The sequence below is a fragment of the Cellulomonas sp. GTC20042 genome (assembly GCF_055389595.1).
The window spans coordinates 2,239,455-2,265,917 of record NZ_AP043678.1; the positions used below are offsets into that span (position 1 = coordinate 2,239,455).

Annotated in this window: 16 protein-coding genes and 1 pseudogene; 6 read left to right on the forward strand and 11 right to left on the reverse strand. The window is 72.4% G+C overall.

Annotated features, from left to right (window positions below):
- Positions 1-18 precede the first annotated feature (18 nt).
- The 6 genes and pseudogenes from ACZ5HG_RS10540 to ACZ5HG_RS10565 form a co-directional block, all read right to left on the reverse strand.
- The gene (locus ACZ5HG_RS10540) at positions 19-447 is read right to left on the reverse strand and encodes a hypothetical protein (protein ID WP_464175928.1); all 429 of its coding nucleotides are present in this window, start codon (positions 445-447) and stop codon (positions 19-21) included.
- A 29-nt stretch (positions 448-476) separates the two neighbouring features.
- Entirely contained in the window at positions 477-5,726 is a 5,250-nt protein-coding gene (locus ACZ5HG_RS10545; RefSeq protein ID WP_464175930.1) for an RHS repeat-associated core domain-containing protein, read from the reverse strand.
- A gap of 301 nt (positions 5,727-6,027) precedes the next feature.
- A complete protein-coding gene (locus ACZ5HG_RS10550; protein WP_464175932.1) occupies positions 6,028-9,387 on the reverse strand; it encodes an ATP-binding protein in 3,360 nt (1,119 codons plus the stop codon).
- Positions 9,388-9,635: 248 nt separating this feature from the next.
- Positions 9,636-10,295 (reverse strand): annotated as a pseudogene (locus tag ACZ5HG_RS10555) (DUF4194 domain-containing protein); the annotation flags it as partial.
- Positions 10,288-11,766, reverse strand: a complete 1,479-nt coding sequence (locus tag ACZ5HG_RS10560) for a DUF3375 domain-containing protein (protein ID WP_464175934.1) — start codon at positions 11,764-11,766, stop codon at positions 10,288-10,290. The gene ACZ5HG_RS10560 and the pseudogene ACZ5HG_RS10555, both read right to left, overlap by 8 nt.
- Positions 11,767-11,833: 67 nt before the next feature.
- Positions 11,834-13,105, reverse strand: a complete 1,272-nt coding sequence (locus tag ACZ5HG_RS10565) for a GNAT family N-acetyltransferase (protein WP_464175936.1) — start codon at positions 13,103-13,105, stop codon at positions 11,834-11,836.
- Positions 13,106-13,392: 287 nt separating this feature from the next.
- Here ACZ5HG_RS10565 and ACZ5HG_RS10570 point away from each other — a divergent pair, with 287 nt between their 5' ends.
- On the forward strand, positions 13,393-13,989 hold the full coding sequence (locus ACZ5HG_RS10570; protein ID WP_464175939.1) for a sugar O-acetyltransferase: 597 nt from the start codon (positions 13,393-13,395) through the stop codon (positions 13,987-13,989).
- Positions 13,990-14,006: 17 nt separating this feature from the next.
- On the opposite strand, the gene ACZ5HG_RS10575 is transcribed toward ACZ5HG_RS10570, so the two are convergent.
- Entirely contained in the window at positions 14,007-15,653 is a 1,647-nt protein-coding gene (locus ACZ5HG_RS10575) for a S41 family peptidase (RefSeq protein ID WP_464175941.1), read from the reverse strand.
- Complete coding sequence (locus ACZ5HG_RS10580; RefSeq protein WP_464175943.1) at positions 15,650-16,738, reverse strand: amidohydrolase family protein; 1,089 nt, start codon at positions 16,736-16,738, stop codon at positions 15,650-15,652. Before ACZ5HG_RS10580 ends, ACZ5HG_RS10575 begins: the two co-directional genes overlap by 4 nt.
- Positions 16,739-17,313: 575 nt before the next feature.
- Between ACZ5HG_RS10580 and ACZ5HG_RS10585 the strand changes: the two genes are divergently transcribed.
- From ACZ5HG_RS10585 to ACZ5HG_RS10595, 3 genes are all read left to right on the forward strand, one after another.
- Positions 17,314-18,114 carry a uracil-DNA glycosylase family protein gene (locus tag ACZ5HG_RS10585; protein ID WP_464175945.1) on the forward strand — a complete coding sequence of 267 codons (801 nt, stop codon included), beginning with the start codon at positions 17,314-17,316 and terminating at the stop codon, positions 18,112-18,114.
- 192 nt (positions 18,115-18,306) lie between these two features.
- The gene (gene legP / locus ACZ5HG_RS10590) at positions 18,307-19,569 is read left to right on the forward strand and encodes a Dot/Icm T4SS effector Zinc-dependent metalloprotease LegP (protein ID WP_464175947.1); all 1,263 of its coding nucleotides are present in this window, start codon (positions 18,307-18,309) and stop codon (positions 19,567-19,569) included.
- Between the two features lie 4 nt (positions 19,570-19,573).
- Positions 19,574-20,566, forward strand: coding sequence for an MvdC/MvdD family ATP grasp protein (locus tag ACZ5HG_RS10595; RefSeq protein WP_464175949.1), 993 nt, complete (start codon positions 19,574-19,576; stop codon positions 20,564-20,566).
- A 3-nt stretch (positions 20,567-20,569) separates the two neighbouring features.
- Here ACZ5HG_RS10595 and ACZ5HG_RS10600 read toward each other — a convergent pair whose 3' ends face one another.
- Positions 20,570-21,316: an SAM-dependent methyltransferase gene (locus ACZ5HG_RS10600; RefSeq protein ID WP_464175951.1), complete on the reverse strand. Its 747-nt coding sequence runs from the start codon at positions 21,314-21,316 to the stop codon at positions 20,570-20,572.
- A 719-nt stretch (positions 21,317-22,035) separates the two neighbouring features.
- Here ACZ5HG_RS10600 and ACZ5HG_RS10605 point away from each other — a divergent pair.
- On the forward strand, positions 22,036-22,605 hold the full coding sequence (locus ACZ5HG_RS10605) for a hypothetical protein (protein WP_464175953.1): 570 nt from the start codon (positions 22,036-22,038) through the stop codon (positions 22,603-22,605).
- A gap of 581 nt (positions 22,606-23,186) precedes the next feature.
- Here the strand turns inward: ACZ5HG_RS10605 and ACZ5HG_RS10610 are convergent.
- The gene (locus tag ACZ5HG_RS10610; protein WP_464175955.1) at positions 23,187-23,531 is read right to left on the reverse strand and encodes a hypothetical protein; all 345 of its coding nucleotides are present in this window, start codon (positions 23,529-23,531) and stop codon (positions 23,187-23,189) included.
- Positions 23,532-23,628: 97 nt separating this feature from the next.
- On the opposite strand from ACZ5HG_RS10610, the gene ACZ5HG_RS10615 reads away from it, so the two are divergent.
- Complete coding sequence (locus ACZ5HG_RS10615; RefSeq protein ID WP_464175957.1) at positions 23,629-24,084, forward strand: hypothetical protein; 456 nt, start codon at positions 23,629-23,631, stop codon at positions 24,082-24,084.
- Positions 24,085-24,157: 73 nt separating this feature from the next.
- Here the strand turns inward: ACZ5HG_RS10615 and ACZ5HG_RS10620 are convergent, their stop codons facing one another.
- Entirely contained in the window at positions 24,158-26,398 is a 2,241-nt protein-coding gene (locus ACZ5HG_RS10620) for an MMPL family transporter (RefSeq protein ID WP_464175959.1), read from the reverse strand.
- Positions 26,399-26,463: the final 65 nt, after the last annotated feature.

Here is a 26,463-nt window from a genome sequence, read left to right on the forward strand (position 1 = left end):
CCGAGCGCGGTGAGACCGCTACCTGCTCGCCGACTTATGCACGAGTGCGGCACCTGGCCCGGAAGAGATCACGTTCCCGTCCGGCAGGAAAAGTAGCCAGCTCACCATGTCCGGCACTGCTGTCGGCCCGACGAGGAGCATCAGATCACCCGTCAGCGTGATCGCCAACCACGGCCCCTCAGGATCGAACTCCGCGTTGACGACCGCTTCACCGTCGAATCGCGCAGCGGCCCGCTCCATCGTCGCCGCGGTGTCGTGCGACGTCGCTATCACCGACGACCCGTGCCGCATCATCCACCGTGCGCCGTACACCCACAGGTAGTACTCGCCGATCGTCCGCCCCAGCGAGTTCACGCGGGTGCCACCGAGGTTCATCGTGACGAAGCTGCCGATGCCGATGTCCGGTTCCCACACCCGCTTCCCCACAAGCGCGTGGAGCGCCGACATCAAGGCTGCTCGAGCCTCGTCGCCCCGCGTCACCCGGCACCTCCGAACATGCACACCGCTTCCTCCACGATGTCGTGGAAGCCGAAGCCTTGCTTGGTGATCGCTTGGTGCAATTGCGTCTGTTCCTCCTCCGTCAGCCGTCGACCGATCTGTCGTTCAGCAGCTTGTACAGCGTCTCTGAACTGCTTGTTCTGAACGGTGTTGTCGCGAGGCGTCTTCCAGTCCGGCCCGCGCGAGCTGCTCCGTCGAGACCACTCGTCCTCCTGGTACCGCTGCGCCAACGCTACGCCGGTGCCGGCTGCGACAGCACCGGTCGCGGCGACCGCAGTCACGGTCGCTGCGCTCGCGGTCACGACGACGACGCCGACCCCGGCGGTCACGCCGCAGATGACCGATGCGACACAGGCTGCGGCGAGGGCGATCCCCGCGCCGACCGCAGCGGCAGCGCCGACCAGACCCCAGTCGATCAGTCCGAGCGGGTCGGTGATCTGGAGAGGGTTCCCTTCCGTGTAGCCGTACGGCATCTGCGTGACGTCGAGCATCGGGTCGACGCTCAGGAACTGCGCCGTCTCCGGGTCGTAGTAGCGAGCTCGCAGATAGACCAGCCCGGTGTCGTCGGTGTATTCACCGGCATAGCCGAATGCCGTCACCTCCGAGACGGCGACGCCTGCCGCCCCCGACTCGACCCCATAGGCCGAGTAGTCCGACGCCGCGATGACGACGCCGCCCGCATCGGTGACCGCCCGGACGTTGCCGGTCAGGTCGCCATGGAGGTATTCGACCTCGCCGTCCGAGTCGACCTGTGCGATCGGGCTGCTGCTGGCACCGTAGACATACCGGTACGCCCCGTCCGTCAGCAGCTCGGCGACGGCTCCTTGCGTCGCCCAGGAGTAGGCGACGGACGACCCGTCACTGCTCGCGGTGGCGCGCAGGCCGTCCGCGAAGTACGTGTAGGCGTGGTCGACACCGTCGCTCGACGCCGAGACGAGCCGATTCGCCGCATCCCACATGAAGGTCCGGGCCTGGTCGCCCGTGACCTCGCTGATGCGGTTGCCGCGCCCATCGACGTCGTACGAGGTGGTGACCCCGAGTGCCGTGCTCGACACCAACGAGCCGTCGTCGCCGTAGGTCAACGAGGTCCCGGTGTCCAGCGTGGTGACCTTGCCGCCCGCCGTCAGCGCGACGTCCCCGGCGAGGTGTCCCGTGACCTCGTCGAGCACACCGCGCGGGTCCCACGCATACTCCGACACGACTGTCGTGGCACCCCGGGTGGTGGCTTGCTCGATGAGCAGACCAGCGTCGGTGTACGCGTAGGCCAGGTCGAGCAGGGATGCCCCTGACCCGTCCACGGTCGTCGAACCGGTCAGCTGTCCGGCTGGGTCGTGCTGGATCCCCGTGCTGACCCCGTTGGGGAAGTCGATCTGAGCGAGCCGCCCGTCAACGGACCAGTCGTAGTCGATCGTGCCCGCGATCGGATCCGTGAGGGTCGCGAGTTGACCGGCAGCGTCGTACACCGACGTCGTGCGCGTGCCGTCCGGGTAGGTCACGGCGGTCCGGTTGCCGTCACCGTCCCACTCGTACGCGACGAGCGCACCGGCGCGGGTCTCGGCCGTGAGACGCCCGAGCACGTCGTAGGCGCGGGTCGATGTGCCGGTGGCATCGCTGGTCTCGATCAGTCGACCAGTCGCGTCATATGTGTACGTGACATCCCCGGTGGTTTCGGGGTAGTCGATGCCGGTGACGCGATCAGCGGCGTCGACCGAGTAGGTGGTCACCGTCCCGTCGGCAGCGGTCTGGCTGGTCAGATTGCGAGCCAGGTCGTACGCGAGCGTGACCGTGCCGCCGTCCATGACACGGGAGACGACGTTCCCGGCCGCGTCGTAGGTGTATGTCGTCGCCCCTCCGTCGGCGTCGGTCGCCGTGGACAACCGCCCATCCGCGTCGTACGTCCAGGTCAGCGTCGAGCCGTCAGCCCGGGTCACCGAGGTCTGCCGACCCGCAGCGTCGTAGCCGTTGCTGATCGCCCGTCCGTCGGCGTCCGTCACGGACGCCACCCGGCCCGCGAGATCGTAGGTGGTGGTCGTCGCCGTGCCGTCGGCCGCCATCACCGAAACCACCTGATCAGCGGCGTCGTAGGCAGTCACCGTCCGCGCGCCCGACGGCGCCACGACTGCGACGACGCGGCCCCGTGCGTCGTGCTCAGTCGTCGTCGTGCGGCCGAGCGGATCGGTCTCGGTCGTCCGGTTGCCCGCCGCGTCGTAGGTGTACGTCGTCACGCCACCGCCTGGAGAGGTCACCGTGAGGACCCGACCCGCGTCGTCGTAGGTGTAGGTGGTGCGCCCGCCCGATGCATCGACCACGGCGGTGACCTGACCGGCCAGGTCGTACTCGGTCTCCGTGACCGCGTCCTCGGCGTCGGTCGTCGTGAGCACAGCGCCTGCCGCGTCATAGGTGAAAGACGTCTCGGCGCCGGTGGCATCGGTGGACGACAGCACCCGGCCGGCCGCGTCGTAGGCGTAGGTCGAGGTGAACTGCCCGGGAGCGGCACCGACCTGACGCGGGTCCGACGTCGACGTGAGCCGTCCGGTGGCGTCGTAGGTCGCAGCCGAGATCGCGCCGTCCGGGGCGGTCGACGACACCAGATTGCCCACCGCGTCGTCGTCGAACGACGTCACCAGACCGAGCGCGTCGGTCGCGGTGGCGACGGACCCGTCGATGGTCACCGTGAAGGTCGTGACAGCACCGTCCGGGTCTGTCCGTGACACCGCGTTCCCGTGCTCGTCGTAGGTGAACGCGGTCGTGGCACCGTCCGGAGCGGTCCTGGTCAGCGGCAGGTCCATGGCGTCGTAGGTGGTGGTGCTCGTCCGGCCCAGCGGGTCGGTGACCGAGGTCGTGTTGCCCCGCGCGTCGTAGGTGACGGTGGTGGTGTGGCCGAGCGGGTCCGTGGTGGACACCCGCAGCCCGTCGACGTAGCCGTAGGTCGTCGTCGCCTCGGCGTCCGTGCCGAGCGCCACGGTCTGCGCGACCACCGCGCCGTCGTCGTAGGTGCTGCGCGTCTTCGACCCGTCCGGCGCGGTCACGACGGTGGTCCCGTCGCCGTTCGCGTCGATGTCGTAGGCGAAGGTCGTCACCCGGTCGAGGGCATCGGTCTGCTCGACCACCCGCTCGTCCTGGTAGACGTTCTCGACCCGAGCTCCGCGGGCGTCGCTGAACGCGACGACGCGGTGGGCGGCGTCGTACTCGTAGGTGGTCACAGCACCGTCGACCGCGGTGACGCTCACCAGGTCGTCGGCGGCGTCGTAGGTGTACGAGACCGTGCGGCCGGTGCTGTCGGTCGCGGCGGTGACGTTCCCGTCGGTCCAGGTGAGGTCGATGAACCGACCACGATCGTCGGCGATCCGCGCGACGTGCCCGTCGGCGTAGGTCAGCGTGCGGGTGTTGCCGTTGCGGTCGGCGATCTGCGTGAGTTCGCCGGTGGCGGCGAAGACGTAGGTCAGGCCGTCCTTGCGGGCGAAGGCGTAGGTGCCGTCGTCACGCTCCTCCAGGGTCGCCTGGACACGCTGCGCGGTGGCGAAGCCCTCCTCGGTGCGGGCGAAGGGGACGAAGGAGCCGTTCTCCTGGACGACGACGAGCTGCAACGAGTCGGCCAATGTGGCACCCCCGGTTGACGCCGTCCTCTCGACGCGCATGCCGAGCGAGTCGGCCCATCCATGCCCGAACGGCCCGTCGACCGAACCCAGCGTGGAGCCATAGCTGCGCGTCACGGCGAGATCTCCGAGAGTCAGGTCGGAGACCGAGTCCCAGAACTCGCCGGTATAGGTGTTCACCGGGTCGCCGGCGCAGGTCTGACAGCTCGGGATCGACGGGTTGTACCCGCCGGAGGTCTCCCAGCGCACTCCGTTGCGCATCGTCCCGCCGTCCGAGGACGGCACGTAGACCGTGGGACTGACGGCCTGGATGTCGTCATCCACACCGCTCGACGCCGCGACGACACTGCCGTAGGCGTGGCCCTGGGTGGCGTCGACCGTGGCGATGCACCAGTGACCGGTCGTGCACTTGTGCACCACCTTGTCCGCGGTGACGTCGACGATGTACACCGCGTAGTGACCGGCGGTCTTGCCGACCTCTTGGTCTGGCGGAGCGATGACTGCCACCCGACCGCCCTGCACCGGACCGTACTGGTAGATCCCCGTGGTCCATGTCCCCCGCGGCACGACACGTGGCGCGGTCATCAACGCGATCCGGGACGGATCCTCCGTCGAGGCGACGAATGCCCGATAGCTGCGGACGCCTGTGTAGTAGACGGTGTCCACCTCGCACGGGAACGAGGTGCACCGGGCGAGGATGTCGCCCGACCCGACCTCTTGGATGTAGGTCTCGTACAGCCCGTCCGTATCCGGCGGGAGGTAGATGTCCGCGGTGAGGTGGATCGTGTCGCCCGCACGGATGTGCGGCGGTGCCGTAAAGCTGAGGTTGAGGCTTCGGTCATACCAGCCGTCGTAGACCAACTGCGCCACGACAACGGGTTCCGAGACGCCGTCGTAAGTGGCGATCTCGACGGCGACGTCATGCTGCGGGCCGTCGTAGGTGGCGTAGTACGGGCTGTGGCACTCGAACGGGAGCTCGTCGTCCGAACAGACGTGGTGGCCTGTGACCAAGTCGCGGACTCGGAGGTAGGCGCCCTCAGGGATCGATGCTCCTGGTGTCGCCGTCGCGTAGAACTCGTACCAGGTGCTCGTGCCCGTGTACGGCGTGCTGTACCACCAGTAGCCCTGGTCGTCCTTGTGCTCGTACTCGTTCACGCGAGTGCCGATGGACAGACCCCAGCCGCCGTTGGTGCCCTCGGTCAGATCCAGGGCGGTGCCGAGCACCGGCGCTGCGGCCTGCGTTGTCACCGGGTCAGCAGGCGCTGCGACCTCCGCCGGTGTGGGCTCGGTCGCCACCACCGGTTCCGAGAACGAGTCCCCCGCTCGGGCGATGAACGACCCCGACTCGTCGTCCGGCACCTCGACCGCGCACTCGTCCTCACCGACGCAGGTCGCCAGGATCGCGCCGTCGTCGGCCTGGATCACCACCGGCTGCGTGGGGTCGTCACCAGTCCCACGCGCGACGAGCGTCGTGCCGTCGTCCTCCAGCGCGAGGGTGAGCGGAGATGGCTCACGCTCGACAGGCTGTGTGTCGGTCGCAGCCACCGCAGCAGTGGGCATCTCGGCGGCCTCGGCCGGGAACCCAGGGTCCCTGACCACCATGACCGCCGTGCACGCGAAGACGGTGACCAAGGCAACTGCACTGCGTACAGCACTGATCCGGACCACGGTTCCCCCTACCGCGCGACGACGCGCGACCGTCGTGTCGACGGCAGCTGCCGCCGGTCCGGACGCTAGCGACGCCGCAGGTCAACCACTGGAGAACGGTTGCCGTTCACCCGCCCGCCGCACTCGCTCACCCGCACAGGGGACGCACAGCCTGCCTCCCCCAGCCAACGAGATCGGTGGTTCGTGCACGACACGCCTGCGCGACACGCCGCGCAGGCCGCAGAACCACCGACCTCGTGGGAAGGGCGGGGAGGGAAAGCAGCCGTCAGGCCTCGGGGGCCACGCCGGCCAGGGGCTTGGTGCGGGACCTCCCGGCGGCGTCCTTGAGCACGACGTACTTCACGTCGACGTGCGGCTCCAGGGCGCTGAACTTGTCGTTGGGCGCGCCGATCACGAGCTGGAAGCCGAGCCCGCGCCAGGCGCCCACGGCGCGGCCGGTGAACCGGGCGTCGGCCTTGATCAGGGCCTCGTCCAGGAACACCGGGGCGTAGCGTGGGCGGTCGGCACCGGCGTCGCCGAGCTGGTAGCGCAGGGCGGCGCCGACGATGAACGCGACGAGCTCCTGCGACTCGCCGCCGGACTTCTCTCCGATGTGGTCGTAGAGGGCGACGTGGTTGCCCTCCAGGTCGACCTTCTCGGCGCTGAGCCGCACGTGGCGGCGCACGTCGACCAGGTCGGCGAAGTCGGGGGCGGTGCGGCGGATCCGGTCGATCACCTTGGCCATCCGCAGGTAGCGCTTCTCGCGCTCGGCGTCGGTGGCGTCGGTGGACAGCAGCTCGTGCAGGTCGCGCAGCTCCTTGCGGAACCGGGCGACGACGGTGGACTGGGTGTCGCGTGCGTCGATCCGCAGCCGGTGGTCGTCGTCGGCGAAGGGCAGGTCGGCGAGGATGTCGTTGACCGGCCGGATCCGCTCCTTGATCTCCCGCACGGAGCGCGCGAGGGCGTTGTGGAGGTCGGTCAGGTCGTTGCCGGACAGCCGGAGTAGACTCTTGCGCCAGTCACTCTCCAGCTCGTGCAGGGCGTTGGTCTCGAGCTCGCCGAGGATCCGCTCGAAGTCGGCGTAGGAGCCGTCCGGGTCGGTGCCGAGGTTGGGGTCGGGCCAGCGCTCGACGAAGGTCTCGAACGCCCGGCGCAGCGCCTCGCGGGAGGTGCCGACGGTCTGCTCGGCCCGCTGCCGGTCGGCGCGCAGCAGCTCGGAGGCCCGCGCGACGGTGGCGTCGAAGGCGGCCAGCGCCTCGGCGGGCGAGGCGTCCTCGGCGGTGCCGCTGCCGGCGTCGATCAGCCCGTCCAGGTACGCGCGCTGGTCGTCGGCCACGACCACCTCGGCGTCCTCGGCGGCGTCCAGCGCGGCCTGGGCGACGTCGACCTCGTCGGAGGTGGCGGACCAGCGCTCGCCCAGGGCCTCGACGGTGCCCTTGGTGCGGCCGAGCTCCTCGCTCAGCGACCGGATGGTCTTCTCGAGCTGGTCGGCGCGCTTCTGCAGCCGGGTGACCTCGGGGTTGCCGGAGGTGACGTCCTCGATGACCTGCGCCCAGCGGGCCCGGTCGGCCTCGGCGCCGGCGACGTCGATCTCGGCCCAGGTGGTCTCGTCCACCGCGCGGTAGGCGCCGAGCTCGACCTCGTGCTGGTCCAGGCCTTGCTCGGCGTCGTCCACCCGGCGCTCGGCCAGCGCGAGCCGCTCGCGGGACCGGGCGATCTGCTCGTCCAGGTACGCGAGCCGGCGGGTGTTGGTGAAGCCGAGCACGTTCGGCCGGCCGCCACCACCGTGCGCGCCCTGCTTGCCCTCGGACACCTGCCCGGAACGGGTCAGGGCCTTGGCGTGCTGGGACAGCTCGCCGGCGGTGTCGACGCAGACGTAGGCGTAGCGGCTGGCCAGCTCGGTGCGCAGCCAGCCGGTGAACGGGCCGCTGCGGAAGTCCAGCCGCCCGGGCAGGGTGCGCTGGTCCAGGGCGACGTCGGAGCGCAGGTCGGTGGGCACGCCCTCGAACCGGATCCGCCGGGCCACCGGGACAGTGTTGATCGCCTTGCGGAACGCCCCGAGGTGCGCGATGTCGATCAGCAGCCGGGTCGCGAAGCCGCCGAGCGCCAGGTTGAAGGCCTCGCGCCACGGCTCGTGCTCGGTACGCACCTCGATCAGCTCGGCGACGAAGGGCAGGTCGTCGGCGGTGAGGCCGGCCGCCTCGGCCAGGGCGGCGCGGGCGCGCAGCAGGTCGAGCGGGATGCTGCCCTGGCCCTTGGCGGCCTCGGCGCGCTCGGACTCCAGCACGGCCAGGTCGACGCCGGCGGCCTTTTTCTCGGTCATGGCGTCGCCGAAGCCGCGCCGGGCGGAGGCCTTGGCGTCGCCGTCGGCCAGCGCGTCGCGGGCGCGGGCGCTCAGATCGGCGAAGTCGGCCTCGGAGGCGATCCCGACGCCGAGGGCGGCGGCCAGCACCTCGCCGATCTTCTCCCGGGCGGCACGCACCCGGTCGAGGCGGTCCTCGGCGCCGCGCAGCTCGCGCTGGGCGGTGGCGAGCTTGTCGCCGCCGGAGGCCCACAGGGTCTCCTTGACGCCGTCGAGCTCGGCACGGGCGGCGTCGACCCGGCTGCTGGTCTCGGTGGCCTGCCGCTGGGCGCCGGTGCGGGCGCGCTGCAGATCGGTCTCGACGGCGCGCAGCAGGCCGAGCCGGCGCTCGAACCGCCAGAGGGCCGCCGGGGACGCGGCGTCGTCGAAGGCGCCGGTCCGGTCGATCACGCGCAGCCGCTCGGCGGCGGCGTCCACGGCGGCGCGGTGCGCACGGATCGGCTCCAGCGCCTTGACCTGCTGCCGGGCGGTGATCATCTGCTCGCGGGTGCCGCTGAGCTTGTCGAACTGCTCGACCACGGCGTCCGCGGTGGCGAAGGTGCTCGGCTCCTCCAGCACCATCGCCTTGTACAGGGCGTCAACCGTGGTGATCTGCTGCCCGGCCTGGATCCGGCCGAGCAGGGCGACCGCCTTGGTGCCGTCGCCCGCCGCGCCGATGCCGAGGGTGGAGTGCAGGCGGGCGGTGAACTCGCGGTCGGTGTCGTAGGCGGTCAGCCCGGCATGGGTGATCGCGGTACGGGACAGCCGGTCGACCGCGGCATCCTCCAGGTCGCGCAGGTCGAACGTGCCGTCGGTGGTGGCACGCACCGCGACGACGTCCTCCAGGGTGCGGGCGGTGGACGGCACGTACCAGGCGCGCACGCCGGAGAACTCGCGCCCCGACTGGTCGGCCCAGGTCATCGCGATGGCCGACCAGGTGTCGACGCCGTCGCCGCGCAGCACCCGCTGCCGGGTGCCGTCCTCGGTGCGCGACTCGTCCAGCTTGCCGCGCGCGTAGGACAAGATGTTGCGCTGGTCCTTGCCGCGCGGACGCCCGACCACGCCGCCGTTGGACGCGCCGTTGAAGGGCGTGGTGTGCGGCATGAGCAGGGCGATGTAGGCGTCCATCAGCGTGGACTTGCCGGAGCCCGAGCCGCCGGACAGCAGCGTCGCGGTGGACGCCAGGCGCACCCGGTGGTGGCCGTCGTAGCCGCCCCAGTTCACCAGCTGGAGGTCGCGGGCCACCCACTGCTGGCCGGTGGAGGCCGCCGGGATCAGCCCGAACAGGGAGTCCACCATGGTCATCGTGCGGCCTCCTCGGCGGTGCCGGTCTCGGGGTCGATGTCGGCGTCGGTCAGGTCGAGCGTCGGGTGGTCCGCGGGGGCGTCCAGGTCGCCGCCGGTGGGGATGTGCGTCTCGCTCGGGGCCGGGGTCGCCGGGGCGGGATCGGCGGGGTCGGCAGGCTCGGGATCCGGATCGTCGATCTCGGGCTCGTCGTCGACCGGCTCGGGCTCCTCGATCTCGGGCTCGTCGACCGTCGCCAGGCTCTCCCCGCGGTTCTGCGCGCGCAGCCAGTCCCGCAGCTCGACCAGGTGCTCGTTGCTCAGCACGATCTCGACCAACGGTGTCACCCGGTAGCGGCCCTCGGACTCCTCCTCGATCAGCCCGTCCTTCGCCAGGCGGGCGACGGCCGCACGCACCTCGCGCTGCCGGGCGGCGACGTTGGTGTCGTCCGGGTCGAAGTAGGTCAGGGCGGTCTGCTCGATCTCCTCGACGTCCACCCGCACGGAGGTCTCCCCCGCGCCGTGCCCGCGCTGGAACACCGTGCGCAGGTGCACCAGCACCAGGGTCTCGGCGCGCGAGTAGGCGTCGTCACGCAGCAGCACCGGCACGTCGAGCTCGGCGGAGCGCACCTGCCGCTTGTAGGCGATCCCCCGCTGGTGGTCGACCACCAGGTGCACGAACAGGTCGTGCAGCCGCGACTCGATCACCTGCTGGTTGTCCAGCAGCACCCGCCACTGCTGGCGGTTCTTCTCGGCGAGCAGGAACCGGCGCTGGAGCAGCCGGACCAGCACGCGGCGCACCTCGGCGTCGAGCGTGCCGGAGTCCCCGGCGAACAGCTCCGCGGGGTCGTCCTCCATGGACACGGGCGCGATGAACGGGTCCTCGCCCGGCACCTCGACCTCGTCCGGCGTCGTGGTGGTGTCAGTCATGGGTCTCGTCCTTCACTCGTGCCGTCACGCCGCCGAAGGCGAACCGCCGGCGGGTCCCGTCCGGGCGGACCGCCTCGACGTAGGCGATCTGGCCGGTCTCCGTCATGCCGAGCTGGTGCGCGATCTCCAGCAGGCCCAGCAGGTCCACCGGGCGGCGCAGGGTCTCCGGCGCGGAGCCGAAGGCCGCCGCCACGTCCACCTCCGGCTGCCCGGCGGTCGCCAGGGCGGCGAGGTGCGCGTTCAGGTCCGCGTAGCGCGGACCGCCCCAGGCCAGCGCCTCGTCGGCGGCGGCGGGGTCGTCGTCCTCGTCCCGCTCGACCAGCGGTGCCGGGGCCTGCGGCGGGCGCAGGTCGCCAGGGGTCTGGCGCAGGTGGTCCACCTCGGCCACCGGCAGCCGGCGCAGCGGGTCGACGGCCTGCCCGCGCCGCGATCCGGGCACCCAGGTCTGCATGCCGGTCATCACGTCGCGCAGCAGCTCGTCCACCTGCCGGTCGCGCAGCGGGTCGTGGTTGCGCACCTGCGCGGTGATCACGTACGAGGCCTCGCGCTGGGCGGCGAACACCTGCTCCAGGCCCTGCTCGATCCGGCGGCCGATCTCGTGCAGGTCGAGCCGCTGCTGCGCCGCGAGCCGACGGGTGAACCGGTGCCGCAGCACCACGTCGAGCTGCGCGGACAGCCGGTCCAGCCGCTGCGGGTCGCCGATCAGCCGCAGCGCGCCGGCGAAGGCCCGGCCCTCGGCGGTGGACAGCATCACGTGCTCGCCGCGCTCCAGGTACTCGCGCAGCACCTCGCCGGTGGGGCGCTCGTCCTGGCGCAGGGCGGTGACCACGTCGCGCTGCATGGACTTGATCGACTCGGCGACCCGGGCGAAGTCCGCCGGCAGCTCCCGCACCAGGTGCAGGACGTTCTCGGCCTCCTCCATCAGGGTGTCGTCGTCGACCTCGTCCACGGTGCCGGTGCGGCTGATCCGGTCCAGCTCGGCGCGCAGCCGGGCGATCTCGGCGTCCAGCCGGGCCATCCGCACCAGCACGTCGGGGTCGGCGTCCTCCGCGAGCCGGTCCACGGCGTCGAGCAGCGTGCGCACCCGGGAGCGCGAGACGCGGGCGTGGGCGCCCCCGGCGCGGCCGGCGACCTCCAGCGCGCCGACGGCGTGCGCGGACAGGTGGTAGACCTCGACGTCGTCCTCGAGCACCTGGCGCACCAGCCACCCGGCGTCCGCCCACTGCCGGCACAGGTCGCGCGCGGACCCGGTGGGCAGGTCGTCGCCGAGGCCGGCGGAACGCAGCTGGTCGAGGGCGTCGCCGACCTCGGTGTGCGCGTCGGCGACCGCGACGGTGGGGCGCTCGGCGGTGAACACCAGCGACAGCAGGGACACCACGAGCGGGGCGTGCCGTTTGTGCAGCAGGTCGAGCATGGGGTTCTGGAAGGCCCGGACCGCTCCCAGGTAGGCCCCTTCGGCACGTGTGATCATCGCCGGACAGCGTAGGTGACCGGCGGGGTCGACCGTGACAGCGACGGGCCGGACGGACCGGTGCGCCTCAGGCCCCGACCAGCGCCAGCGCCACGCCGAGGTCCTCCGCGTCCGCCGCCAGCGGCAGCACGAGCACCTGCGCGCGGAACCCGATCCGTCGGGCCACCGGGGCCGCCCGCACCGCCGACCGGGCGACCAGCCCGCGCACCGACACCAGGAGGTCCACGTGGGTGCGCCGCTGCGGGTACACCGTCGCGCCCACCACGTACCGCGGATCGAACGCGGGGTCGAAGTGCCGGGCGTCGGTGGCGGTGAGCACGTGGGTGAGCTCGACCAGCCGTCCGATCGCCCCGGGGCTGAGGTGCTGGTGCTGCTCGGCGAAGGCGTCGAGGAAGCCGACGTAGGCGCCGCCGGACCGCAGGCTGTAGCCCATCCACTGCGTGCTGCCGCCGGCGGTGATCCGCAGCGCGAGCAGGTCGCCGTCGGCGCGGAAGCCGGCCAGCGCCTCGCGGAACCACTGCTCCATCGCGGGGTCCAGCGCGACCGCCGCCCCGCCGAGCGCGGTGTCACCCTTCCAGCCGCCGGCCTGCACGGCGAGGAAGTCGGCGTCGGCGGCGGGGTCGTCGGAGACGTCCTGGAGCAGCAGCGGTCCCCCGGCGGCACGCTCCAGCGCCCGGATCCGCCGGCGGACGTCCTTGCGGCGGCCGGACCCCATGTGGTCGTAGGCCAGCGGCAGGTCGAGCACGCGACCGAGGTCGCGCGGGCCGGACGACGCGGGGGCGGGGGCGGGCGCGGGCGCGGCGGGGTCCGGCGCGGATGCCGGACGATCCGGGGCCGGGGACGCGGGGCGGGCCGCGAAGGCGCTGTCCACCCGGCGCCGCTCGTGCACCAGCATCGGCGTGCGGGCGAGCACCGCGGCCAGCGCGTCGGCGAGCACGCCCTCGCCCGGGAAGTGCTGGAGCTGCACCAGCCCGGGCAGCCCGACCTCCGGCACCGCGCGCAGCAGCGCCTCCAGCGCCTCCTCCTCGTGCCCGGCGCGGACCAGCGGGTGGTGCCGGTCGGAGTACGTGGTGAGGAAGGAGCCGCCGGTGGTGGTCGCCCGCACCGGCAGCCCGGGGGCGACGGACTTCGTGGTGACCGCGAGCAGCCCCAGCCACTGCCCCCGCCGTTCCACGACCACGAGCCGCACGTCGGCGGCACCGGGGCTGCGGTGGCAGGCGGGGACGAGGTAGCGCGGGTCGAGGAACGCGTTGGGCTCCGCGGCGTCCGCGGCGAGCGCGCGCCAGGCCCGGACGTCGGCGTCGGTGACGGCGGGCAGCGGGATGAGCCGGGAGTGCACGGCGTCCTCCTCGGGCGTCGGGCGCTGGGGCTGGCGGACCCTCGGGCGAGGGCTCGGACGTGGACGACGGCAGGAGGCGCTGCACCGGGTCGCTGTGCGGCGCCCGTGCCGTCGCGAGACACACGGTACTGTCCGTTTTGATGGGATATGAGGGGTTTCGCGGGTGAACCTGTCGTGCCGACATTGCACGAATGCCTGCTTCAGCTCTCGCGAAGGCTGCATCCGTGCAATCTCGACGCGCCCAGGGTCCGCCCGGCGCGCGACGCGGGACGCTAGCGTCGAGGCCCATGACCCTGGACCAGCAGCTCGCCCACCTGGCCACCGGGGAGGTCTACGACGACCTCACCCCCGAGCTGGTCGACGCCCGCCGCCGCGCCGTGCTGGCCACGAACGCGTACAACGCCGCCTTCGGCCGTGAGCAGGCCGAGCGCGAGGCGCTGCTGCGCGACCTGCTCGGCACCGTGGGCGAGGGCGCGAACTTCGAGCCGACGTTCCGCTGCGAGTTCGGCGTGAACATCCACCTCGGCGCGCGGTTCTGGGCGAACTTCGACTGCGTGATTCTCGACGGCGCCCCGATCACGATCGGCGACGACGTGCTGCTCGGCCCCAAGGTCGGCCTGTACACCTCGAACCACGCCCTCGACCTGACCGAGCGGGTCACCGGCGCCTGCCTCGCCCGCCCGATCACGATCGGCGACGGCGTGTGGATCGGCGCGAACGTGACGGTGCTGCCGGGGGTCACGATCGGCGCGGGCGCGGTGATCGGCGCGGGCAGCGTGGTCACCCGGGACGTCCCGGCCGGCACGGTGGCGGCGGGCAACCCGGCGCGGGTGCTGCGGGCGATCACCGACGCCGACCGCACGGGGTACGTGGCGCGGCACTGAGCGGTCGGACGGCCGGCTCACCCCGCGGCGAGCAGCCCCGTGCACCGCTCCAGCAGGTCGGCGTTGTCGTCCACCAGGTCCCGCTCGGTGGTCTCGTGCTCCTCGTCCCCCACCACGCCGACGTCCTCGACGGCGAGCCCGGCGGAGCGGCCGGTCCGGACCATGCGGCGCACGGCGATCGTGTAGCCGATCCCGGGCGGCAGCGGCGGCAGGGTGCGGTGGGCGGCGTGGTACGCGTACTCGACCTCGGCGGCGGTCCACACGTTCGCGCCGCCGGCGCCGGAGGCGGCGCCGACCGAGACGATCCGGCCGATGCCGTGGTCGGCGATCCCGGCGGCGAACAGGTCCCCGCAGGAGTACGTGCCGGCGTCCACCACGGCGACGACGGGGCCGGTGTAGGCGCGGGCGGTGGCGGCGCAGGCCTCGGGGTCGGTGATCGGCAGGTGCTGGGAGAACGGCTCGCCGAGGTCGAGGGCGGTGCGCGTGGAGTCGGCCCAGTCAGCCAGGTCGGCGCCGTTGGCCTCGGCGCCGGTGACGTCGACCATGGCGCGGGTGGCGCGGCAGGCGAAGCGTGCGGGCTCGACCCGGTCGGTGAGCAGCGCGAGGGTGCGCTCGGCGGCGTCGATCACCCCGCCGGGGTTGGCGCGCAGGTCGATCATCAGGCCCGCGCCGGGCAGCGCGGCGAGCAGCCGGGCCACCTCGGCGACGAAGGCCCCGGGCCGCTGCACGTCGAAGGACCAGATCCGCAGGTAGCCGAACTCGCCGTGCGAGGTGCGCACCACGCGCGCGGACGGCACGTCGGAGAAGGTGGTGGCGAGCCAGCCGGGCCGCTTGGCGAGGGCGACGCCGGGCTGCTCCTGCTCCCAGAGCGCGGTGGCGAACAGCAGCTTGCGGGCGCGCCGGGCGTGCTCGCCGATCGCGTCGACGGCGCGGTGGGTGCGGGTGACAAGCCGGTCGTCGGCGGTGCCCGCGGTGCCCGGCGCGAGCATCCGCCGCTCCATCCGCGCGGCCCGGTCAGGCACGGTCGGCGGGTCGCCGGGTCGGCGGTACCCGACCTCGACCCACAGCTCGTCCGGCGGCGGCAGGTACGCCAGCGGTCGCTGGGTGAGCGTGGCCAGCGCCCGGGCCCGGCGCGCGTCGGGGCGCCCGCCGGACAGGGTGTCGGCGTGCAGGTCCACCGCGCGGGCCACCGGCACGCCGTTCCAGGTGGTCAGCCGGACGCCGGGCCGGAAGCCGCGCGGCACCCCGGCGCTGGTCTTGGTGACCACGAAGGTCGGTGCGGTGTACGGGCCGAGGTGCTCGACCAGGAACGGCAGCGCGGCGACCTTCGCAGCGGCGCCGGTGCCGATCAGCAGCTGGGTGTGCTGGTCGCGCAGCCGGTTGACCAGGCGGTTCAGCGCGCGCAGGAACCCCGCGGAGTCCAGGAACGGGATGTCCCGGCGCAGCGCCGCGAGCGCCCGCACCGGATCGACGCCGTAGAGCGCACGCTTCTGGGCGTCGTGCACGTAGACGTCGGTGAGCAGGGTGGTCCACAGGTCGATCAGGTCGTGCCGCTGCACCGGGGTCAGCGTGACGTCGGCGACCGCCGCGGGGTCCGGCGCGCCCCGGGTCCGCAGCGGAGCGCCCCGACGCGCGCGGGCCGCCCGGCCTCCACCGCCGGTCACGGCAGGAACCGCCCGCGCAGCGGGTCGAGCACCCCGCCCTGGATCGGCGAGGCGTCCAGCAGGTCGAAGTAGGCGGCGTCGTGCTCCAGCGCGGGCACCGGCGGTATCCGCACGGTGGACGGGTCCTTCGGCGGGCCGGCGCGTCCGGTGCGGCGGGAGTCCGGCATGTCGAGGAACAGCTCGAGCTCGGCGTCCGGCGCGAAGCGCGATCCCCCGGCGGCACGGGCCTGCGCCCCGGCGATGGCCTGCTGCGGATCCCGCTGCACGGCGCGCAGCGCGTCGGTGATCGCCCGCCAGGACCACGCCGCGCCGGGCCGGTCCGGTCGGGGCAGCGCCGCCCGCCGGGGCAGGCCCGCGACGGTGAACGCGAAGTCCGGCTCGGTCCCGATCTGCGCCATCCGGTCGGCGTCGCCGTAGCGCGGCACCCCGCCGACCACCACCAGCGAGACGTCCTGCTCACGGGCGGCGACCACCTGCTCCCACGGGTCGCCGCCGCGGTCGTGCAGCACCACGACGTCCGCGAGCGCCCCCGGCACGAGCCGGCCGACCGGGGTGTGCCAGCAGCGTTCGAGCAGGGTGCCGGGGTTGCAGGTGACCATCTCGACGATCTGCGCGTCGGTGAGGGCGTAGCCGAACCGGTCGGCGGCGATCCGGGCGGCCTTCATCTCGCCGAGCAGGTTCTTGGTGCCGGAGGGTCCCCAGTCGGAGCCGAGGCAGACGGTGACGCCCTGGGCGCGGGCGTCGTCGATCAGGGTGGTCTCGCCGTAGAGCAGCAGGTCGGACAGCGGGGACCAGACGACACCGCCGGCGTGGGCGACGTCCCAGCGGGCCCAGTCGGCGGCGTCGACGGCGCAGCAGTGCACGGCCATCAGGGTGGGGAGCAGGCCGTGCTCGGCGTCCAGGTCGGTGTAGTCGCGCAGCACGCGGGAGCCGCGCCGGCCCTCGGCGCAGTGGTACAGGAACCCGGCGCCGGCGGTCATCCGGCGCACCGCCTCGGTGAGCGCCTCGCCGGTCTTGGTGACCACGGAGGTGTAGATCAGTTCGTCGGTGCCGCCGAGGTTCTCGGCGTCGACGTTGCGCAGCACGGTGCGGTAGCCGCGGTTGGCGGTGGGCCAGCCCTGGGCGGCGGTGGCGCCGCCGGCCAGCGCGCACCTGCACGTAGGCGAGCAGCGCCTCGGGGCTGGCCTTGGCGTACACCCAGGCGGGCTCGGTGATCGACGCGGTGTAGGTGTCGGCGTCCGGCCAGTGCTTGTTGTGCAGCCAGGGGTCGGTGCGGCCGGGCTCGGCCCACAGCGGCAGGGCGTTGTAGGCGAGGTGGTTGTGCATGTCGATCAGGCCGGGGAGCACCAGGTCGTCGCCGACGTCGAGCACGGGGGCGCCGGTGAACCCGGGGGTGCCGGCGCGGCCGTGGGTGACCGCGACGACGCGGCCGTCCTCGATCCAGACCCGTCCGCGGGTGGGCAGCCGGTCGGCGCCGCGGGCCATCGTCGCGACGCGTCCGTGCAGCACGAGCTGAGCCATGGTCCCCCCTGACCCCGCCGTCGGCGGTGACGGTGCGGACGACGGTACTCCCGCAGGATCATGCGGGAGAAGGGGTCTTGCGCGCGGGGTCCGCGATCCGCTGCACTGGTCTCCTCACGCACGGGACGAGGGGGACCCGATGGCGGGAGACCTGTTCGACGGCGGCCCGACGGGGGCGTTCCGGGCGCTGTGCCGCACCTATCCCGACGCGACGGTCTACCGCGGGGACGACGGGTTCCGCTCGTCCTGGGGGCCGGTGTTCTACCGGGGGCGGGCCGACGGCACGGCGCGGCTGCTGGTGGTCGGCCAGGACCCGGCGCAGACCGAGGCGTTCACCCGACGCATCCTGTCCGGGCAGGCCGGTCGCCGGGTGCAGGGCTTCGTCGAGAAGGCGGGGTTCACCCGGCGGTACCTGATGGTCAACGTGTTCCTGTACGGGATCTACCACCAGGGGATGGCGCTGCCGCACCGGGACGACCCGGGGATCGTCGCGTACCGGCACGCGTGGTTCGCGGCGGCACTGGCACCGGGGCGGATCGAGGCGGTGGTCACCTTCGGCACCCCGGCGTTCGAGGCGTGGCGGACGGTCCTGGCCTCGCCGGAGGGTGTCGCGGCGGGGGCACCGGCGGTCCCGCACGTGCGGGCGCTGCACCCCACCGCGGACAAGCCGGAGGGGCCGATCAGCCGCGCCGACCTGCTGGCGAACTGGGACGTGGCGCTGGCCAGGCTGCGCGCGGTGGTCACCCACCCGGACGTGACGCGCCCGCTGGTCCCCTACGGCGACGACTTCTCCCCCGCCGAGCTGCCGCCGATCCCGGCGCGGGACCTGCCGATGGGCCTGCCGGCGTGGATGCGGTCCACCGACTTCTGGGCGGCGCTCGGCGACCCGCCGGGCACCGAGCGCGCGAACATCACGATCACGGTGCCGGATCTGCCCTGAGCCCCTTGCCGCGCGAGGTCCCGCAGGAGGATCGTGAGGGCCCTCGCCCGGCCGCTCCCCCGCGGAGCGCCGCCCGCCGCGCCCGCCCGGTCGTCGTCGACCGCCAGTCCTCGTCGACCGCCCGGCGCCGGCACCGCGTCGGCACGCGCCGCGCACCCTCACCTGCATGCTTCCCCAAGGGGATGATCCGTCATGTCCGAGGACCAGGAGGGATCCGCCGTCGAGCACCGCTCGTCCCGCGGGGTCCGCACCGCGTTCATCACCGCGAACACCTTCCGCGCGAAGGCGGTCCGCTACGTCGAGATCGACGGCGACGCCGTCTTCGAGGGCGACATCGTCCTCGGCACGGTCGAGCAGGTCGAGGCCGAGTCCGAGCAGCTCAAGGCCGAGCTGCGCGGCGAGGTCCAGCTCGGGGTGATCATCACCGGCAGCCAGTTCCGCTGGCCCGGCTGCCTGGTGCCGTACGACATCGACCCGGGACTGCCCGATCAGGCCCGCGTCACCGAGGCCGTGGAGCACTGGCAGACCCGGACGAACTTCCGGTTCGTGCTGCGCACCGCCGCGAACGCCGCCACGTACCCGAACTGGATCACCTTCCGCGTCGGCAGCGGCTGCTCCTCGGCGGTGGGCATGCGCGGCGGCCAGCAGTTCATCAACCTCGCCGCCGGCTGCGACCGCGGGCGCACCATCCACGAGATCGGCCACGCGGTCGGCCTGTGGCACGAGCAGTCCCGCGAGGACCGCGACGCCTTCGTCACGATCAACTGGGCGAACATCCAGTCCGGCTTCGAGCACAACTTCGACCAGCACATCACGGACGGCGACGACGTCGGCGCCTACGACTACGGCTCGATCATGCACTACCCCCGCGACGCCTTCGGGATCAACGGCGCGGAGACGATCACCCCCACCGACCCCACCGCGCAGATCGGCCAGCGCACCGCCCTGTCCGCCGGGGACATCGCCGCCGCGAACGTGCTGTGCCCCGGCGCGCCCAAGCCGCCGTTCGAGACCCTCAAGGAGCTCGGGCCGGAGACCCTGAAGGAGCGGCTGCCCGAGACGGTCAAGGAGCGCCTGCCGGAGACGATCAAGGAGAAGGTCCCCGAGACGCTGAAGGAGCGGCTGCCGGAGACGATCAAGGAGAAGATCCCCGAGACGCTCAAGGAACGCATCGAGACCGTGAAGGAGACCTTCGAGACGATCCGCGAGGGCGGCGGGTTCTCGATCCAGGAGCAGACCCTGCCCGGGCTGCCGGACCTGCGTGGCGGGGTCGGCGGTGCCGTCCCGTTCGCGCTCGGCACGCCCTACGCCGGCGTCCAGGCCGACGCCGGGGCCGAGACCGGTGGCGAGGACCTGGCGGCCCGGGTGGCGGCGCTGGAGGCCGTGGTCGAGGCCCTGTCCGAGCACCTCACGCTGCTCACCGATCCGGGCGCCGGCGACTTCGGGCTCCAGTGACCCGATGATCGTGGTGATCTCGCACCCGGCGGACGTCCACGCCACGGCGGTGCTCGACCGGCTGTCCGCCGGCGGGCACGAGGCGGTGCTGCTCGACTACGCGGGCTTCCCGCACGAGCAGACGCTGACCCTGGACTACGCCGACCCCGCCGCGCCGGAGGTCCGGGTGACCGACGCGGCGGGGCGCACCACGGGGCTGACCGGCGCCACCGCCGTGTGGTGGCGCCGTCCGCAGCTCGTCCGGCTGGACGCCGTCACCGATCCGGCCGCGCGCGGCTTCGCCTACGGGGAGTGGCAGGAGGCGCTCGGCGGTCTGCACGCCCTGCTGCGCTGCCCGTGGATGAACCCGCCCGCGCTGGATGCCGCCGCCTCGCACAAGACCACGCAGCTGCGGCTGGCGCACGTCCTCGGCCTGCGGGTGCCGCGCACCCTGATCACCTCGGATCCGGACCAGGCCCGGGCCTTCGTCGAGCGCATCGGCCTCGGGTCGACGATCTACAAGATCTTCTCCGCCACCGAGCAGATCTGGCGCGAGACCCGACGGCTGCGCGCGGCGGACCTCGACCTGCTCGACACCCTGCGGCTGGCCCCGGTGATCTTCCAGGAGTTCGTGCCCGCCGTGGCCGACATCCGGGTGACGGTGGTGGACGGGACGCTGTTCGCGCTGGCGATCGACAGCACCGCCACCGGCTACGACACGGACTTCCGCCTCGGCATGGCCGACGCCCGGCTGTCCGCCAGCACCCTGCCCGAGGGCGTCGCCGACCGGCTGCGTCGGCTGGTGGACCGGCTCGGGCTGGTCTACGGGGCGATCGACCTGCGGCTGACCCCCGAGGGCGAGCACGTGTTCCTCGAGATCAACCCCGCCGGGGAGTTCCTGTTCGCCGAGCACGGCGGCGGGCTGCCGATCACCGAGGCGGTCGCCGGGTGGCTGGCCCGGCCGGACCCGGCGCCGACGCGGGGACGACGGTGGGCAGGACCGCCGGACCACGGCTGAGGATCAGCGCGGCAGCAGCGCGAACACGCCCCAGCCGAAGTGCTCTCGGGTGAACTCGGCGTACTGCGCGGGCTCGGTGGCGAGCAGCCCGCGGACCTGGTCGTGCAGGTCGTGCTCCGGGTGCGCGTCGGCCCAGCGGCGCATGGTCAGCCACTGCGGCGCCTGGTAGCGGTCCCAGGACTCCTGCGTCGCGCAGACCATCTCCACCACGTCGTAGCCCAGCGTGCCGAAGGAGGCGAGCAGCCCCGGCAGGGTCAGGTAGTCCTCGACCGACGCGACCCCGCACCCGGCCACCTGCTCCGCCGTCGTGGGCACCCGCCGCCAGTACGGCTCCCCGACCAGCAGCATCCCGCCCGGTCGCAGGCTGCGCCGCAGCAGGTCGAGGGTGCCCGGCACCCCGCCGCCGATCCAGGTCGCCCCCACGCACGCGGCGAGGTCCACCGGCTCCTCGGTCACGTACCCGGCGGCGTCCGCCTCCACGAACCGCACCGCGTCGTCGACGCCCAGCTCGATCGCCCGCGCCCGGGCCGGGGCCAGGAAGTCCGGGTTGAGGTCCACGCCGAGCCCGGTGACGCCGTGGTCGCGCGCCCAGGTGCACAGCAGCTCCCCCGACCCGCACGCCAGGTCGAGCACCCGCGTGCCCGCCGGCAGGTCGAGGGCGGCGCCCAGGGTGGCGAGCTGCTGCTCGGTCAGCGGGTTGTGGATGCGGTGCCGGGACTCACGGATCGAGAAGACGCGCAGGTCGAACACGGGTGCTCCTTCGCACGGACGGGCTGGTCCGGCGAGGCTAGGGCGGCGCTGAACGCCGCGACCAGGGATTTCCGGCTGGCTCAGATCGCGACGACCGGCAGGTCCACCGCCGCTGCACCCGGCGGTGCCATCGACTCCAACATCGCGCGTCCGCTCGAGAGACTGGACTGGACTCTGGACTCTGGACGCGGACGTCGCCGCCGCCCAACCCGGCCGCTGATAGTTCCGGCACCCAGGCATTCGGGCTCGCGGAAGACTGAGCAGCTGACTCGGATGGCAGTCAGGTATCGCAACCTCGGTCAAGCCCTCGCGACTCGCAGTTCATGTCTACTTGCTCACATCGCAATTGCGCACGCGGTCCGTTCCCTTAGTGCCAGTTTCTTCACAGGCGGCAACCGCCGTCAGATCAGACCAGCAGAGGGGCACAATGAAGATTCGCTGCCGCGTAATCGGCGCAATAGCACTCACCTCGGTCTCGTTGCTCGTCGCAACCCCGGCACTGGCCGGGACTCCGACGCCACCCGAGCCCGTCATGCAGAGCGACACCGAGACCACTGCCACGACCTGTGACGAGTTCGCCGCCGAACGCGAGGGCGAACAGGGTGACTGGCTCTGTGTCGGGCGCGTCGTCACGCTCTACGAGGAGGTCGACGGGCAGTCGAGTCCTGCCGAGACCTTCGAACTGGCCCAGGCCGACACGGGGAACGGTCCCTGGAGGGGTGTTCACCCCGCAGCTTGTGCAGAGCGACTATGTCTCGAACGTCACCGCGCCGTGGAACGCCAGCGTGTCCGGCGTTGCATACAGCGGGAATCTGAAACTCCGCACCAACATCAAGAACCACTCCTCGGATCTTACGATGAGCTACACGTCCTCACCGGGCGCATCACTGATCTGGTCGGTTCGGATCCGCCGCGACAACACGCTCGCACCCGACGACACGGTCTTCACGTTCCCCGACGCGTATGGCAGCTCGCCAGAGGCGACCAGCTACTCGGTGTTCGAGCCGGCGTGGGACGAGGGGTACAACAAACTCCCCTACGACGGCGCCAAGTACTTCTACGACATGTACAACGTCCGGCTCGGGGCGCAGGGTAAGGTCCTCCAGGGCGTTGGATCCGCTCAGAGCGATCGGATGACCTGCTACAAGACGGTCAGTTGCAAGTTCAAGTGGAATGTACGTGCGCGTGCGGCCGCTGCGCATGCTGCTGGCCGCACGCGCACAGCCCACGCAGGGGGTGGCTATGGACACCGAGGAACTCAAGTTTCTCTTGCGGAGCAGTTGCCCTAGCGACCGGTGGGGGCGATTCGCGACTGCGTTTCATGACCAGCGACAGGGCGAGCTTGGCTCGTTCTTGTTCCGGTCCACCACGCGCTGGGCCGTCCAGATCGACGGAGCCGTCACCATCGCTCGCGCTGACGCGATCGAACGCACCTGGTCACGGCACGACAACCGGACATTGTCCGCACCCACACGGCTGCCATCGAGGCCACCATGGTCCATGGCGATCCCCGCGACTGCCCCCATCTACGGAGGCGTCGACGACGACTGGTCCATCACCGGCGTCGAGCCCCATGCCATCGAGGACCGAGTCGTCGCTACGCTCCGCGGCCAGGATGACACCCGAGCAACCATGGTCGTAGACGCAACCACCGGGATGATCCTGAGGCTGGCAACTCCGTCATGGACCGCGACACTCGACCTCGCACCCGAGGACTCCGCGCTCGCTTCGCGCCTTGAGCGCCACATCACCCGAGCTGCGACGGGACTCTAGAGCGCGGCATGAGGATGCGTACCGACAACACTGCCTAGCTGACGACGCCGCCATCATCCTGACCGCGACCTTGGATTGAGGCTGACTTCGACTCGCCCTAGATCGCGACGACCTGCACGTCCACCCCGGCCGGCGCGTCGCCCCGGGGCAGCGGGACCGACCGGGTCGACAGCAGGTCGCCGGTGGACGTGCGCTCGGCGCCGCTCACCGCCACCCGCGCCCAGAGCACCAGGTCACGGGCGGGCTCCGGCGCCGGCAGGTCGAGGGTCACCGTGACCACCGGCTCGGCACCCTGCTCGGCGGTGGTGACCACGTCGACCGCGGACAGCACCACCGCGGCGACGTCCTGCTCGGTCACGTCCCGCAGCTCGACGCGCACCGGCGTGCCCGGCGCCGGCCGCGCGGCCGGGTCGGCGAGCACCACGCGCACGGTGACCTCCATGCGGGCGACGATACGCCGGGTGCTCGGCCGCGGCCCGGGCGCACGAGACGCACGAAACCGCCCCCCGCGTGGCCTGCGACTGCGTAGGGTCGACCGGGTGACCGGCACCTCGACCCCCACCGCCGCCGAGGCCGAGCCGGCAGGTCGTGGCCAGGGCTACGTGAACCGCCCGCCGCCCACCCGGACCGAACGCGCGGTCGCCGAGGTGCTCAGCCTGCTCGGCGCGGTGCTGGTGCTGCTGGTGGTGGTGCGGATCGTCAGCTGGCTGCCGGTGATCGGGCAGGTGTCGCCGGAGAACGTGTTCCGCGGGTCGGTGCTCGCGGCGGTCTACCCGGTGCTGCGGCTGCTGGACCTGCTGCTCGGCAGGATCGGCGCCCGCTGGCCCACCCCGGCCCGTGCGACCGTCGCGCTGCTGCTGGCCGCCGGGGTGGTCGCGGCGGTGCTGTCGCTGTTCCTCCCGCACCCGGCCGGCACGGCGCTCGGGACGGCGCTGACCGTCGCGATCATGGTCTGGCTGGTGCGCAGCGCGCCGCAGACGCTGATGACGCGCTGACGGCCCCGCACCCCGGACGGATCCGGGGCACGGGGCCGCGTGGCCGCCTGGGCCCGTCAGCGCACCGTGAGCGTCAGCGCACCGCACCCACCGGCTCGGACTCGGTGCCCACCAGCGTCCCGTCGGCGCCGGTCTCCTCGGCCTGCTCCAGCGCGTGCCCCTCGGTGTCGACGTGCGGCAGGACGCGGTCGAGCCATCGCGGCATCCACCAGGCCGACTCGCCGAGCAGCGAGAGCATCGCCGGCATCAGCACCAGGCGGACGATGAACGCGTCCGCGATCACGCCGATCATCAGGCCGAAGGCGATCGACGCCGCGACGTTGAAGGTGCTGGAGGCGAACCCGCCGAACACCACCGTCATGATCGACGCCGCGGCGACCAGCACCGGCGCGGACCGGGCGAAGCCCTCACGGATCGCGGCCTTGGCGTCCAGGCCCTTGTCGTGCATCTCCTTGATCCGGGAGACCAGGAACACCTGGTAGTCCATCGCGAGCCCGAACAGCACGCCCACCAGCAGGATCGGCAGCAGGCTCATCATCGGGTCGCCCTGCGGCGCCTGGATCAGCGGGAAGTTCCAGCCCCACTGGAACACCGCCGTGCTGGCGCCGAAGGAGGCGAGCACCGACAGCAGGTAGCCGGCGGTGGCCAGCACCGGCACCAGGATCGAGCGGAACATCAGGATCAGCAGCGCCAGCGAGATCAGCACGATCACGATCACGTACTTGATCAGGGCGGTGTTCAGCGCGGCGGTCTGGTCGATGCCGATCGCGGTCTCGCCGGTGACCTCCAGGTGCACCCCGGGGGTGGCGTCCTCGGCGTCGCGGATCGTGTGCACCAGCTCGGTGGTGGCGTCGTCGATCGGGCCGCCGGTGGGGATCAGCGTGATCCGGGCGTAGTCGCCGTCGGCGTTGATCTCCGCCGGGACCACCATGGCGACACCGGGCAGGTCGGCCAGCTCGGCCTCGATCGCGGCGGTGTGCTCGGCGATCGCGTCGCCCTCGGCCAGCACGATCAGCGGGGACTGGATCCCGCCGAACTTGTCCACGATCAGGTTGTACGCGGTGCGCTCGGTGCCCTGCGGGTCGGTGCCGCCGGGGATGCTGAACGCGGTCTTCATGCTCAGCGCGGGCAGCGCCACCACGACCAGCACCGCCACGCCGGCCAGCAGCGAGAGCACCGGGCGCTTCACCACGCCGTTGCCCCAGCGGGTGAGGAACCCGGAGGTGGCGTGCTGCGACTCGTCCCACACCCGCCCGGCGGCGAGGTCGGCGCGATGCTTCTTCGACAGCGTCTTCAGGCCCATGGTGCGCATGAGCACCGGCAGCAGCGTCAGGGAGACCAGCACCGCCACCAGCACGGCGAACGCCGCCGCGACACCCATCATCGTGATGAAGCCGATGTTCGCGACCAGCAGGGCCACCAGCGCCACGATCACGGTCAGCCCGGCGAACACCACCGCCGTGCCCGCGGTGCCGGTGGCCTTCGCGATGGCGTCCACCACCGGCTTGCCGGTGCGCAGCTCGTTGCGGAACCGGGACAGGATGAACAGCGAGTAGTCGATCCCGACCGCCAGGCCGAGCATCGCGGCCAGGATGATCGTGTTCGAGCCGATCGGCGTGATCGACCCGTAGGCCAGCACCCCGACCAGGCCCACGCCGACGCCGACCACCGCGGCCAGCAGGTTGGCACCGGCGGCACGCATCGATCCGAAGGTCAGCAGCAGCACCAGGAACGCCATCAGCACGCCGAGCATCTCGCCCACGCCCTGCTCCGGCGCACCCAGCGGCACCAGGTTCCCGCCGAGCTCCACGCCCAGGTCGGCCGGCGCGTCGTCCCGCAGCGCGAGCGCCGCCTCGTAGGCCGCCTCCTGCGCGTCCTTGCCGTCCAGGGTGCCGTAGGTCAGCGTGCTCACCGCGACCGTCCGGTCCGGCGAGACGTACGGGCTGGTGGCGTCGAAGGGATCGGCGACGGTCTGCACGTCGGGCAGGTCCGCGGCCTCGGCCAGCACCTGCGCGATCTCGGCGGCCACGGCCGGATCGGTGACCAGCGCGCCGTCGGCCGGGTGGAAGACCAGCTGGAGGCTGGTGTCGCGGGACTCCTCGGCGGAGGCGCCGCCCTCGGTCGGGAAGTGCTCGTTCATCACCTCGAGCGCCTGCGTGGACCGCGAGCCCGGGATGGTGTCGGGGGCGGACTCCCCCGACCCGTTGACCGCGAGCACGCCGGTGACACCGGCGAGCAGCACGATCCAGACGAGCACCACCGCCCACCGGTGGGTGGCGCTGAAGCGCCCCAGTCGGGAAAGGAACGTGGACATGGTTCTCCTTGGGCGAAGACGGCATCGGGGGATTCGCCATCCATGCTGCGGCGGGCGGGGTGGTC

What these genes read in the sequence shown, in the direction of transcription:
- ACZ5HG_RS10540 (WP_464175928.1), bottom strand. Translation starts at nt 447, where the DNA reads ATGTCGGCGCTCCACGCGCTTGTGGGGAAGCGGGTGTGGGAACCGGAC.
- ACZ5HG_RS10550 (WP_464175932.1), bottom strand. Translation starts at nt 9,387, where the DNA reads ATGACCATGGTGGACTCCCTGTTCGGGCTGATCCCGGCGGCCTCCACC.
- ACZ5HG_RS10560 (WP_464175934.1), bottom strand. Translation starts at nt 11,766, where the DNA reads ATGATCACACGTGCCGAAGGGGCCTACCTGGGAGCGGTCCGGGCCTTC.
- ACZ5HG_RS10570 (WP_464175939.1), top strand. Translation starts at nt 13,393, where the DNA reads ATGACCCTGGACCAGCAGCTCGCCCACCTGGCCACCGGGGAGGTCTAC.
- ACZ5HG_RS10585 (WP_464175945.1), top strand. Translation starts at nt 17,314, where the DNA reads ATGGCGGGAGACCTGTTCGACGGCGGCCCGACGGGGGCGTTCCGGGCG.
- legP (WP_464175947.1), top strand. Translation starts at nt 18,307, where the DNA reads ATGTCCGAGGACCAGGAGGGATCCGCCGTCGAGCACCGCTCGTCCCGC.
- ACZ5HG_RS10595 (WP_464175949.1), top strand. Translation starts at nt 19,574, where the DNA reads ATGATCGTGGTGATCTCGCACCCGGCGGACGTCCACGCCACGGCGGTG.
- ACZ5HG_RS10610 (WP_464175955.1), bottom strand. Translation starts at nt 23,531, where the DNA reads ATGGAGGTCACCGTGCGCGTGGTGCTCGCCGACCCGGCCGCGCGGCCG.
- ACZ5HG_RS10620 (WP_464175959.1), bottom strand. Translation starts at nt 26,398, where the DNA reads ATGTCCACGTTCCTTTCCCGACTGGGGCGCTTCAGCGCCACCCACCGG.